The sequence below is a fragment of the Glaciimonas sp. CA11.2 genome, from assembly GCF_034314045.1.
Classification (GTDB): domain Bacteria; phylum Pseudomonadota; class Gammaproteobacteria; order Burkholderiales; family Burkholderiaceae_D; genus Glaciimonas.
Genome location: NZ_JAVIWL010000001.1, coordinates 1,033,774 through 1,046,281, shown reverse-complemented (window position 1 = coordinate 1,046,281; position 12,508 = coordinate 1,033,774). Strand labels below are relative to the sequence as shown.

Genomic DNA, 12,508 nt, shown 5'->3' with positions numbered 1-12,508 from the left:
CACACAGCACGGCCAACACTCGCTGTCTGTGTAAATGCCGATAATGGGCATATTAATACCCAATATAGGTATTTTTAAGCCAATCATTCGTGAAGTGGATGACACATAAAGTCACTATTGAGCAGTGTGTTTATCAATAGTAGGTTTCCATCGCGTCTACAAAAAAGACATTCCTTTGATGTTCAAATTAAGGACATGACTTTCCTATCCAAACTATTATCGTTAATTCCGATTCCTTAGCAGCAGTCGCTTGTCGTGTACAGCGGGAAATGGGTTGTTTGATTTTCAATGCAATTCGCAGAAGCTTCTAAGCCGCGCAAGTGGCGGTTGACGAAGAGGACCGGGATCGCTACCCCGTGACCCTCTTCTAAGCTGCATGCATGGCTGGGGATACTTTATTTGTTTCTGAGCCGCTCGCGTGGTGGTTGACGAAGAGAATCGGGAGCGCTACACCGTGCTCCACTCCTACGCCGCGCGCGTGGCGCATTTTTTTTCCATGCAGCTTGCACCCATTTTTCCCTGACTGTTATGACTCAACCAAGCGAAACCAAGCGCAATCGGAAGGAAATATACATATATGAAGACGATCATTGCTAATCACTTCAATAATATGGGCTAACTGGTGGGAGGGGAGCAACGCCACGACCTGTGTTTAAGGGCTTAAGTCCCAGTGTACGTTCCAGATACTCAAATACCAGATAACGGTTTTCGCTTCGGTAGCCGTGGACGCTCAGGGAGAACAAGATAGGAGGGCACACCGTGGCACACGCAGGCCAACTCTTTTGACGTACTATGCGAATATCGCAAGCCCTCGGTGCGACCTCTGCGTAAGCACGCCCCCGGGGGCATCGGTTTTTCTCGAAAAATTTTGGTTCATCCCCCGGATCGCAACTAACCGCTTGCCTTGGCGCGAACAAAACTGCCGGCATCGTGGCTCGACGACGCCAGAAACATTTGCCCGATAGCAAGCGACAAAAGGCGGATGAACGGTTAATTTTGTTATTTGATGCAGAAGATAACAAATATTAGAAATCATCAAATACTTTTTAAATCAACGATTTAACAGATACGTTATTATCTATTTTCACCAATCCGAACGGTCTTCTTGGCAGCACTATCATCAAGGAATCGAGCTCGGCGCGGTGCACGTTTTAAGGTGATATTTGCGAGTAATTTGTGGAAGTCTTTTCGAGGTGTTGCATATGTACAACGTCGAATTCATCTTCGTTACTTGAGAAATCGTCGTCAATCTCGGCGTCGGCAATTTTAAATTCAGTACGATTGCAGTACATCCATCCGTTTTTCTTGTCTCCGCCAAATTACGCTAAGTTACTGATTCTAAACTCTTTTTGATTACTTTAGCTTACGGTAGGTTTTCCTTAAATATCAAAGACTTACAATAATAGTTGCTAACTTGTAATCAGGGGGTGGCGGGTTCAAGTCCTGCAGCCAGCACCAATATTTAAAAGGCCCACAGTCATGTGGGCCTTTTTCATTTGTTCCGCAAAACCTCATTTTGTTGGCTAAACCAGCTTTCCTCTGCGATATCGGACGTAGCGTGCTGTCATAGTCGCTGTAGCATGTCCCAGCTGATATTGAGGTATACAACCGTTATTGTCAGTCCCCGCCATCTCCCGCAGTTCTCAAAACCGAAAGCCTCTATTTTTAATAGATATACGCCTGCGTGTTGTATCGAAGCGAGACCGCAGCGCACACCAGGTTAATGGATGCTCCGCTTTATTAGCAGATACCGATATTCCACTCATTAAGTATTTCAAACCTGCTCCAGTAACGCCTTAAACTTTTCAATCGGTAACGGTTGACCAAATAAATATCCCTGGTAATGCGTGCAGCGTTTATCCAAGAGGAATTGTCGTTGATCTTCCGTTTCGACGCCTTCAGCAATAACGTCCAGGTTCAGACTGTGTGCCATGGCTATAATGGCACACACAATCGCTTTATCGCTGCTATCGGTGGCGATGTCGCGTATGAACGACTGGTCAATTTTTAGCTCAGAGATCGGGAGGCGCTTGAGGTATTGCAAGGATGAATAGCCAGTGCCAAAGTCGTCCAGTGAGAAGCGGACGCCGATTGCTTTTAATGCACTCATGATGGCAATGGCGTTTTCGACGTTCTTCAGCAACAAGCTTTCGGTGATTTCCAGCTTGAGACGCGTTGGGTCGATGCCATGGCGTTTTACTAACGATTCGACGAGTGCGACAAAATCAGCCTGGTGAAATTGAACGGCACTAATGTTCACCGCCAGAACCAGATCGCGGGTTCGCGCATCATGCCTCCATATCTTGAGCCGGTGACAGGCCGTCTCCAGCACCCATTGCCCAATGGGCAGGATTAAACCAGATTCTTCCGCTAGCGGAATAAATTGAGCGGGAGGTACCAAACCGCGATCTGGATGTATCCAGCGAATCAAAGCCTCCACGCCAAATGGACTGTGCGAACTATCCACCTGAATTTGGTAATACAACTGAAATTGCTGGTTTTCCATTGCTTTGCGTAAGTCGGCCTCAAGCGAAGTGCGGGCGTTAATGACTTCCTGCATTTTCGGGTTAAAGAATCTCAGGGTGTTGCGGCCTGCTTTCTTGGCCTGATACATGGCGATGTCAGCACGTTTCAGCAGTTCTTCCGCAGACTTGCCCTGATCTTTAAAAAGCGCCGCGCCGATACTGGGCGTGCTGTGATATTCGTGCGTGGCAAGCAAGTAAGGCTGATTGAGCGTAGCGAGAATTTTATCGCCGACGGCTTGAGCCTGTATAGCGGCTTCAATCGGGTGTTCACTCAGGTCTCCCAGCATGACGACAAACTCATCTCCACCAAGTCGCGCCACGGTGTCGTTTTCGCGCATACAAGACTCCAGACGTAGCGCTGTCTGTTGTAGCAGTAAGTCACCGAAGTCATGGCCAAGCGTGTCGTTGAGATCCTTGAACTTGTCCAGATCAATGAACATCAACACACCGTCCCGACCACTGCGCTCACTAGAGGCGAATGCGTGATGGAGACGATCTAGCAAAAGCCGTCGGTTGGGCAGACCAGTGAGCGTATCGTAAAAGGCTAAGTTATTAAGCTCTGTTGCGAGCATTCCTTTCTGTTCATTTTGAAAGGCGAGTTCTTTGTTGGCAACGACAAGCTCCGCCACCCTTTTTTCTTTCTCTTTATTTTGAAAGGCGAGTTCTTTGTTGGCAATCGCTAATTCCGCGGCGCGTTTTTCTTTTTCTTGGTTTTGAAAGGCGAGTTCTTTGTTGGCAATGGCTAGTTCCGCGGCGCGATTTTCTTTTTCTTGGTTTTGAAAGGCGAGTTCTTTGTTGGCAATCGCTAATTCTGCGGCACGATTTTCTTTTTCTTGGTTTTGAAAGGCGAGTTCTTTGTTGGCAATGGCTAGCTCTGCCGCGCGATTTTCTTTTTCTTTATTTTGAAAGGCCAGTTCTTTGTTGGCAATGACGAGCTCGGCTGCCCGTTTTCCTTTTTCTTGGTTTTGAAAGGCGAGTTCTTTGTTGGCAATGACGAGTTCCGCTAATTCCGACAACTCTTTCATATGATGCGCCCTCTTTCTAGTCGTTCACTGGAGCAGAGACGTGGACATACTAATCCTTGTCCGAGTTTCGCCGACGGAGGCGCTAAGAGGCGGCCGATATGCTGCGGGAGTAATCTGAATCGTGCCTTGCTCATTTTTTAACCTGTTCGAGTAACGTGCAGAGCAAGTAACAGTGCAATGGATCGTGTTCCGATAGTCACTCAAGATAAATGTTGGTTATTCTATGTTTTTGCGCTAATGGACAACATAACGGTAGAAAGTATCAAAATTTCAGGCCGGCATCGGCTTACTGCCTAAAGTGGCCTTGAACGGTGCAAAGGCAATTATAGCGCCCTCTGTGATTTGATTGCACGAAAGAAATCAGAACGTTGCTCCACGGAAAAAATTAGCTGGAAACTATCGGTCACCCATCTAATCGTTGGACGCTATCGTAGAAAGATTGAGAAAGATTGATAAAAATTTATTAAATATTAAGATTTACGGCAATATCGGACATCGCCGAAGTTCGTCGATCGCATCTGAGCGCCGGACATTAGCAGACCTTCGCATATTCTTACCGCCTCGACATAGCCTTCGTTAAGCAACGTTTTAATTAAAACAACGCCTCGATAATCCTATGTGTAAATCATGAACGCGTCCCCTTTTTTAAATTTGCGCTAATCGGAAAACTCGTTATCTTCTGCCGATCCCTGAAAAAAAAGGGAACGGGTTTAGTCGCCTGAATGCAAAAAAAGCGCACAGACCGCGTAATGCGGTATTTTTATGTGTGTCTGCCTTGGTTCGTCCTTAATGGGCGGCGGCAGGGAAGCCTTCGTGCTTGCTGGTTTTCTTTTTTGCACCAGTCGACTAACCCTGTCATTTGCCGCGCACCCCGTTTAGTCGCGGGAAGCGGTTTAACCGCAAGAAAGGAACGAAGCATGTCTAGTACGAGTACGTCTACATCCTCCCGTTTTTCTTCCCGTTTTTCACCACATTTGTCAGCAGATTCAGCGCTGACGAAAACCAAATCCGATCAAGCTGTTTCTAGCTATATGGCGTTGTTCACGACCGATTTTTCGGGAGGAGGCCCATGCCCTGTCGGGGAGATGCCAGCATGAGAAACCCCACCGCGTCAACATCAGGAACAGACGCTGTCCATCAGCCATTTTCTTGGTTGCCTCTTAAATATAGAACGGATGGACCCGCTCAATTTTATGCTCTGACGATGGATGTCTGCCAAGGTATACAAACCTGTATTGATCTGACTCACTTCAGCACGATGGATCGCGATGGGGACGTTAGCGATACGATGCCAATGCTGAACATCGTTGACACGGATCGCTTGTTTGGTCTTGCTTTAACGTCGTCTCAGATGCTGGCAGAACTTGCCGCCGCTCGCATCGATAGGCTCAATCGATAGAAGAAATACCCGCGCCAGCAAAGGTGAAGAGTAACGTGCGCTTCTATTTAATTCTGCACGTATTTTAGATCGTCTAACGACTTCCTTATTTACCTGATTGCGTGCATTTTTCTTGTCTGGCAAGATGGAAGGTCGCTATAGCAAAGTGACATTCCATCTGTCGTTAAACGCCCGACTTTGCATGTCGGTTTGATTCTGGTTAAAAGGATTGTCCGGGAAAAATAATGGTGTTTGTATCCGTCACACGTTTGCGAGTCAGGTCTGTGCGTTATTTGCCATTTTTCTTCATTCATGCTCTGCTATCGTCCATTCAGGCATCGCGCTCAACAGGCAGCCTTGATGTGCGCCTTTTACGGGATCAAAAGAGTACTTTCTGGACTATCACTTTATGGCAAAGCGAGTCCGCAATGCGGCTCTTCATGACCAGCGGCTCGCATCGCCAGGTCATGCCCAAACTTTTACATTGGTGCGATGAGGCGTCAGTCGTTCACTGGAATCAAATTTCTGTCTTTGTGCCGGTCTGGATGGAAGCGCATCAACGGATGCAGCAAGAGGGTCGGCGCTCGAAAGTAGACCATCCTTCTGAAGATCATCTCGCGTATGCCATTCCTCCGCCGGTGGTTGGCAAAACAAGGCAACTGCGATTCAAATAAACAACGGTCGCGTTGATGGAGCGGTCACGTTTTTTTGATCACTATGCTGACTTTCTCAGCGGCACATTGATGAGTTCCCCGGGTCAATGAACTCGGTTATCGGCGACGTGAGCGTGGTAATTTATCGTAACATTCCCTTCGAATTTCCTTTGGGAATTATTGAGATTCGTCTGTGTATTGATGAGTAAAATTATTCATTTTTAACATAATATTTTATAGAAATATTTCTATATTGCATTTTTATAATCTGCTGTGTAAGATGGGAAAACAGAACTTGGCCAGCCGATATGCCTATCTGAATTTCTGCGGCGCGATGGCAGCGCAGTCTGCCCCACTGCATGATGCCGAGGTGGTGTAAGCCTGGTCTTTCTGCTGATATCGCTCTCGGTATTGCGTACATGAAATCAATTAAATCGTGAGGGATAAGGAATGTACGGGCTTGTCAATCAGGCAGTGAAGGAAATGGTGATCGAGGGATATGGCGAAGCCATGTGGGGGAAAATTCGATCAGAGGCAGGCGTTGTGGATGTGTTTGTTTCCTTGGATCAATATCCTGAAGATCTGACGGATAAATTGGTGAAGGCAGCGAGCGCTATTTTGCATACGAGCGCCAGCGAAATTTTGGCGGGTTTTGGTGAGTATTGGGTGGGATTTGCTAGCCGAAACTATGACTATGTTTTGGATATGTCAGGGCAAGATTTTTTGGCGTTCATAAAAAATCTGAACAACATGCATGCGCGGATTGGTCTTTGGATGCCAGACCTGAAGCCACCATCATTTCTTGTTACTGATGAAACGCGTGGCGCTTTTAAGCTTCAGTATCGTTCATCACGTAGCGGCTATGCACCAATGGTAAAGGGTTTGCTAAAAGGTTTAGGTGAGCGCTTCAACACCGATGTCAGTATTGAGCACGTGCGTGGGGCCGAACAAGGATTAAACTTTGAGGAATTTGCAGTTTGCTATGCTCCTCGTGCGCAGCCAGAAGTATTGTAGATGACGAAGGAAATCTCCTCCCCAGCGCTGTTGTATGGCATACCGCCTGCACTGATGCAGGAGGTATTTCCGTTTCATCTTGCCTTTGATTGCAAGGGGCAGATTGTTCAGCATGGCGAAAAAATGTCACGGCTTGTGCCATCGCTTGCATGCGGTGCCAGCGTTCAAGACCTGTTTCAGGTTGTCACGCCGACTGGATTGCTCATGAATTTTGACTCGATTGCGAGTCAATTGTTTTCAGTATTTTTTGTGGAGTGCCTCCAAACCCGGCATATCATCAAGGGACAAATGTTGGTGTGGAATCGCCTTGAGGGAGATTTGATGCTTTTCCTTTGCTCACCATTTGTCAGCGATGTGCAAGGCGTGAAGGGCCTCGGTTTGTCCTTCAATGATTTCGCGTTGCATGATTCGACGGTAGATTTCCTGTTTTTGATAGAAGCAAAAGCACGCATGATGCAGGATTTACGCAATCTCGCTGAGCGTCTCAAGCTTGAAGTGCAAGTACGCTATGAGGCCGAGCAAGCATTGCAAGTCATGAATGAGAAACTTGAACAACGGGTCAGGGAGCGTACCACAGAGTTGGCGGTCCAGAAAAACAGGGCCGAAGTGGCGAATAAGGCAAAGAGTAGTTTTCTCTCCAATATGAGTCATGAGTTACGTACGCCGCTCAATGCAATATTGGGCTATACCCAAATCCTTCAAACCGATCAGAATCTCAATCAGCGTCAGTTGGCTGGCTTGCACACGATTTACGAGAGCGGCGAACATTTATTGACGATTATTAATGACTTACTCGATTTAGGAAAAATCGAGGCCGGTAAATTTGAGTTAAATGTAAGAACGTTTAATTTGTGTGGATTCTTGCAAGCCATTACTAAAATGATCAGCGTGCGCGCGCAGCAAAAATACTTGATATTTACGGTGGAGATGGCGCCTGATCTTCCCCAAAAGGTACGTCTTGATGAACTGCGATTGCGCCAGATTTTACTTAATCTATTAAGTAATGCGATCAAGTTTACCGAGAAAGGGCAGGTCACCCTTAGAGTGGGCAGTGAGCCGTTTGCGCGTGGTCAAGCGCGCCTGCGGTTCGAGGTCCAGGATAGCGGTATCGGTATTCACTCAGATCAACTGGAGGCAATTTTTCGGCCCTTTGAACAGGTCGCTGCAACCCAAAATCAATTTGGTGGAACCGGTTTGGGGCTATCCATCAGTACGCAGCTAATACACATGATGAAGAGCACCATTTATGTCGAAAGTAAAGTCGGGGAAGGAAGTATTTTTTGGTTCGAGTTAATAGCGGACGTGACCGATTCCGAACGCGATAAGGTGTTGATACCAGAACCGTTCGGAGGTGAATTGTCGCTGGTTCCGCAGGAATGCATGACGATTCCACCGCCCGATGAAATCGAAAAGCTGTATCAGCTCGCCTTGGTCGGCAATATTCGGAAAATTAATCAGTACGCTAAAAAACTGATGGAGTTAGATCCGCGCTATAGCGGGTTTGTTGAAAAGCTGTGTTTTCTGGCTAAAGACTATCAAACCAAAGCAATCTTGAAATTGATTGAACAGCATCTGTCGGGTAAAGAGAGTACATGATGCCGATTGTAGACCCCGCTTTGCGGAATCAGACTATTTTGATCGTCGACGACACCCCGGCAAACTTGAGGGTTCTGGTAGATTATTTGGAGGAATTGGAATTCGACGTGCTGACCGCCCAAGATGGGGAGGAGGCGTTGAAACGGGCGCAGTTCGTACATCCTGATCTGATTTTACTGGATGTGATGATGGTCGGTATGGATGGGTTTGAAACCTGTCGCCGTATGAAAGCTATCGATAGCATTGCGGATATCCCGGTAATTTTTATGACGGCGATGACGGGTACCATGAGCAAGGTGGAAGGTTTTAATGCTGGTGGTGTCGACTACATTACCAAGCCATTTCAAATTGAGGAGGTATTTGTACGGATCCATACGCAACTTCGCGTACAGGCAATTCATCGACAATTATCCATACAAAATACGGCATTGCAGGAAGCGATTACGCAACGGGAACGACTTACCGAAAGAATGCGGATAGCCGCGTTGGTATATCAGAATAGCGGGGAAGGAATGCTGGTATCGGACATTGCGCTCCGGACGGTGGCAATTAATCCTGCATTTTCCAGAATCACCGGATATAGTTTTGATGAGGTTGAAGGTCGCGCATCGGGTTTGTTTAGCAAAGAGTCGCGGGAGAGTACACCGTATCTGAACATGTTAGAGGCGTTAAGAGTGGTGGGCTACTGGGACGGAGAGTTCTGGGGCCGGCGGAAAAATGGTGAGACTTACGCCAAGTGGATGGTGATTAATACGCTCAAAAATGAGGATGGATCGTTGCAAGGCTATGTCACGTTGTTTTCCGACATTACTGACAAAAAGAAATCTGAAGACGTCATATGGAAGCAAGCTAACTTCGACGAATTGACCGGGTTACCCAACCGCCGCATGTTTAGCGCGCGCTTGCAGCAGGAAATAAAGAATCATCATCGCGCTGGTCGCTTTATGGCGTTGTTATTTATTGATCTCGATCACTTCAAGGAAATAAACGATACGCTCGGGCACGCTGCCGGTGATCTTCTTTTGAAGGAAACCGGGCGTCGTCTTACCGCTTTGACGCGCGCTTCGGATATCGTTGCACGCCTTGGCGGGGATGAATTTGTCGTGGTGTTGACGCAGATGGGTAAAACTAGTCCCGTTGAGCGGATTTCGCAGCAGATTATCGATCAATTAGCGCAGCCTTATATTTTGGGTGTAGACGTTGCCTACATTTCGGCGAGTATCGGAATTTCGCTTTATTCCGATAGCGTCACAAGCACTGCTCAACTGCTGAATAATGCGGATCAGGCGATGTACCTGGCCAAACAAAAAGGTGGTAATTGTTTCAACTATTTCACTCCCTTCTTGCAAGAGGCGGCGTTGCGCCGCAGAAGTCTGATCAACGATCTGCGTACTGCGATTCAGACCAATCAGTTCCTGCTTCATTTTCAACCCATTGTAGAGATGGCAAGTGGTCGCATCCACAAGGCCGAGGCATTGGTGCGTTGGCGTCATCCGGAACGCGGTATCTTGGGGCCAATTGAATTTATCCCCGTGGCGGAGGAAACGGGGCTGATCATAGAACTGGGCGACTGGGTTTTTAGAGAGGCAGTTCTCTGGACTAAGCGTTGGGCCGAGCAGCGGCCGCACGGTCTTCAGGTCAGCATTAACATCTCTCCAGTGCAATTGAAAAAAGAAGGTAATCGGCAGGAGCAAGAATGGTTGGCGCATCTGGATGAGATAGATCTTTCAGGTAACCATGTTGTACTTGAAATAACCGAGGGTTTGCTGCTTGGAGAAAATTCAAAAATAGCAAATAAGTTATGCCAGTATCGAACGGCCGGTATGCAGATGGCAATAGATGATTTTGGCACCGGTTACTCATCCTTGTCGTATCTGAAAAAACTCGATATCGATTACCTGAAAATCGACAGATCATTCATTTCCAATCTCGCCTCCGATGCCAACGATAGGGCGATCTCAACGGCTATTATCGTGATGGCACATAAGTTGGGGTTGAAGGTCATTGCCGAAGGCGTGGAGACGGTTGAACAAAAAGATTTTCTGCTCGCCGCCGGTTGCGATTATGCGCAAGGATATCTATATTCACGGCCGGTAATGCCTGAGCAATTTGAACAATTGCTACTCCAAGATCAGGTTAGTCCGGGTCGCGTTGGGGCGGTTTAGTACGAAATTGACCCTTGCTTCGGCTTTGCAGTCTTGCCGATACATGGCATGTTGTACCGAAAGCAAAGTTGCTGCTTTCCTTCTGCCGTTGTACGTTTGGTTTCATCCTATCTTCTACATCCATGGTCAGCAAGTCTCCTTGCTTTCTGGTAAAGTCATTATCGTTTTTGCAACTCCGTCATTGGACGTTAGTAAGAACGACATCAACATAAAAAAGCATATTTAATAAAAATAGGGAGATAACAATGTTTAGGATTTGTTCGCGTAAACGTTTCAGTTTTGCACGCAATACGTTAGTTTTTTTATTAAGTGGATTTACTGCGGTGGCTGTCGCTCAGGAGAGGGACGATCACCAGCCAAAACGCTTTCCGCAATTGACGATGGAAAATATTTCGCCACAATCGAAGGTTCTTGCCGAGGAGATCGTGGCCATATCGAGCGTCGGCCTGTCGGGTCCTTACAACGTCATGCTGCGCAGTCCGGTGTTCGCCGATCGCATGAAGCGACTGCTGGATTATCTACGATTCGAAACGTCGCTGCCGAAGCGCCTTAATGAATTTGCGATTCTTATTCAGGGACGCTTGTGGACGTCTCAAGTTGAATGGTTCGCCCATTATCCTTTAGCGCTGAAAGCAGGTTTGCCTGCGTCGGTGGCGGATGATCTCAAAGCTAATATTCGCCCTCGAGGAATGCAACCCGATGAAGAAGTTGTGTACGACGTCTGCATGACCATCAGTGAGCATCACGAAATCAGCGATGCGCTGTTTAATCGCGCCAAGGCCATTTTGGGTGAGCAACAATTGGTCGATCTCGTGGCCGTCAGCGGTACTTACGTGACCGTGGCAATGTTGCTTAGTCTGGGTGAGGAGTCGGTGGCGGCGAACAAAACGTTACCTTTTCCAGAAAAAGGTCGCTGAGCGTGCGGCACACGTATTAATTTTTAGTGCAGCGAACCGGTGCCAGGCGATGATGCGCGTTTTGTCATTTGTAAAAGCCGGTGCGCCGAAACGTGTGATACTGATCTGGCAATAACCATAATAATCAAGGGAGACTAGGTGAAGATTTTCGTAAAGATAGTAAAGGTTTTAATGGGATTACTGATGATGGCATCTGCGGGTATGTCAGCCGCAGCAGATGGTGAAAAGATTGTGATGCAGGAGTTTATGGTGCCTTCTGCCGATCCTGGCATTCAACTGTATGTGCGCAATAAGCATCTGCAAAGTATTAAAAAATTTGGTCAAAATAAAATTCTTTTATATGTCCACGGTTCAACTTATCCATCAGAGACGGCCTTCGACTTGCCACTCAATGGTATGTCCTGGATGGATTATATTGCGCAGCATGGCTACGACGTCTATCTGGTTGATCTGCGTGGTTATGGACGCTCGACGCGACCGCCAGAAATGTCGCAGGCAGCGGATCAAAATGCGCCGCTTGTGCGAACCGAAACGGCGGTGAAGGATGTTGGTGCAGCGGTCGACTTTATTCTCAAGCGTACCGGATCGCCGAAGCTTGATTTGCTGGGCTGGTCTTGGGGTACGAGCACGATGGGCTGGTATACCTCGCAAAATAACGATAAAGTAAATAAGCTGGTTTTATACGCGCCACAATGGTTGCGCAACGACGCCTCGCTGACCGATACGGGTGGCAAGTTGGGCGCGTACCGTTCGGTGTCGATGGATTCCGCCAAAAAGCGCTGGCTAACGGGCGTGCCGGAAAACAAAAAGGAGTCGTTGATTCCAGCCGGTTGGTATGAGCAATGGGCGCAGGCGACACTGGCGACCGACACGGTGGGTGCGAGTCAAAGCAAACCGGTTTTGCGTGCGCCAAACGGCACAGTGCAAGATTCTCGCGAGTTTTGGTCGGTAGGGAAGCCGCTTTACGATCCTGGCCTGATTCGGGTACCGACATTTTTGGCGCATGCGGAGTGGGACGCCGACCTTCCTAGTTACATGTTGCACGCGTATTTTGCAAAGCTGACGAACGTTCCTTATAAGCGCTATGTAGAAATTGGTGAGGGGACGCATACGATCATCATGGAAAAGAATCGCATGCAATTGTTTCAGGCGGTGCAGGGATTTCTGGATGAGGATATCAAACCTGATCTGTGAAAGTTAATGTAAAACGCACAGCCTGGGTGCATGGCGTCATG

8 protein-coding genes are annotated in these 12,508 nt (G+C 47.6%); 7 read left to right on the top strand and 1 reads right to left on the bottom strand.

The window, feature by feature from the left end; all coding sequences use genetic code 11:
- Window positions 1-1,774: 1,774 nt before the first annotated feature.
- The gene (locus RGU75_RS04445) at window positions 1,775-3,550 is read right to left on the bottom strand and encodes a putative bifunctional diguanylate cyclase/phosphodiesterase (RefSeq protein ID WP_322233369.1); all 1,776 of its coding nucleotides are present in this window, start codon (window positions 3,548-3,550) and stop codon (window positions 1,775-1,777) included.
- Between the two features lie 1,093 nt (window positions 3,551-4,643).
- Here RGU75_RS04445 and RGU75_RS04440 point away from each other — a divergent pair.
- The 7 genes from RGU75_RS04440 (at window position 4,644) to RGU75_RS04410 (ending at window position 12,467) form a co-directional block, all read left to right on the top strand.
- Entirely contained in the window at window positions 4,644-4,949 is a 306-nt protein-coding gene (locus RGU75_RS04440) for a hypothetical protein (RefSeq protein WP_322233367.1), read from the top strand.
- Window positions 4,950-5,173: 224 nt separating this feature from the next.
- Complete coding sequence (locus RGU75_RS04435; RefSeq protein WP_322233365.1) at window positions 5,174-5,602, top strand: hypothetical protein; 429 nt, start codon at window positions 5,174-5,176, stop codon at window positions 5,600-5,602.
- A gap of 429 nt (window positions 5,603-6,031) precedes the next feature.
- Window positions 6,032-6,595, top strand: coding sequence for a heme NO-binding domain-containing protein (locus tag RGU75_RS04430; protein WP_322233363.1), 564 nt, complete (start codon window positions 6,032-6,034; stop codon window positions 6,593-6,595).
- The gene (locus RGU75_RS04425) at window positions 6,596-8,191 is read left to right on the top strand and encodes an ATP-binding protein (protein WP_322233361.1); all 1,596 of its coding nucleotides are present in this window, start codon (window positions 6,596-6,598) and stop codon (window positions 8,189-8,191) included.
- A complete protein-coding gene (locus RGU75_RS04420) occupies window positions 8,188-10,356 on the top strand; it encodes an EAL domain-containing protein (protein WP_322233359.1) in 2,169 nt (722 codons plus the stop codon). The genes RGU75_RS04425 and RGU75_RS04420 overlap by 4 nt, the downstream gene beginning before the upstream one ends.
- Before the next feature lie 245 nt (window positions 10,357-10,601).
- The gene (locus tag RGU75_RS04415; protein ID WP_322233357.1) at window positions 10,602-11,273 is read left to right on the top strand and encodes a carboxymuconolactone decarboxylase family protein; all 672 of its coding nucleotides are present in this window, start codon (window positions 10,602-10,604) and stop codon (window positions 11,271-11,273) included.
- A gap of 138 nt (window positions 11,274-11,411) precedes the next feature.
- Window positions 11,412-12,467: an alpha/beta hydrolase gene (locus RGU75_RS04410; RefSeq protein WP_322233355.1), complete on the top strand. Its 1,056-nt coding sequence runs from the start codon at window positions 11,412-11,414 to the stop codon at window positions 12,465-12,467.
- Window positions 12,468-12,508 lie beyond the last annotated feature (41 nt).

Excerpts from the sequence above, each read along its gene's own strand:
- RGU75_RS04415 (WP_322233357.1), top strand. The coding sequence starts at position 10,602 with ATGTTTAGGATTTGTTCGCGTAAACGTTTCAGTTTTGCACGCAATACG.
- RGU75_RS04420 (WP_322233359.1), top strand. The coding sequence starts at position 8,188 with ATGATGCCGATTGTAGACCCCGCTTTGCGGAATCAGACTATTTTGATC.
- RGU75_RS04440 (WP_322233367.1), top strand. The coding sequence starts at position 4,644 with ATGAGAAACCCCACCGCGTCAACATCAGGAACAGACGCTGTCCATCAG.
- RGU75_RS04435 (WP_322233365.1), top strand. The coding sequence starts at position 5,174 with ATGGTGTTTGTATCCGTCACACGTTTGCGAGTCAGGTCTGTGCGTTAT.
- RGU75_RS04425 (WP_322233361.1), top strand. The coding sequence starts at position 6,596 with ATGACGAAGGAAATCTCCTCCCCAGCGCTGTTGTATGGCATACCGCCT.
- RGU75_RS04445 (WP_322233369.1), bottom strand. The coding sequence starts at position 3,550 with ATGAAAGAGTTGTCGGAATTAGCGGAACTCGTCATTGCCAACAAAGAA.
- RGU75_RS04430 (WP_322233363.1), top strand. The coding sequence starts at position 6,032 with ATGTACGGGCTTGTCAATCAGGCAGTGAAGGAAATGGTGATCGAGGGA.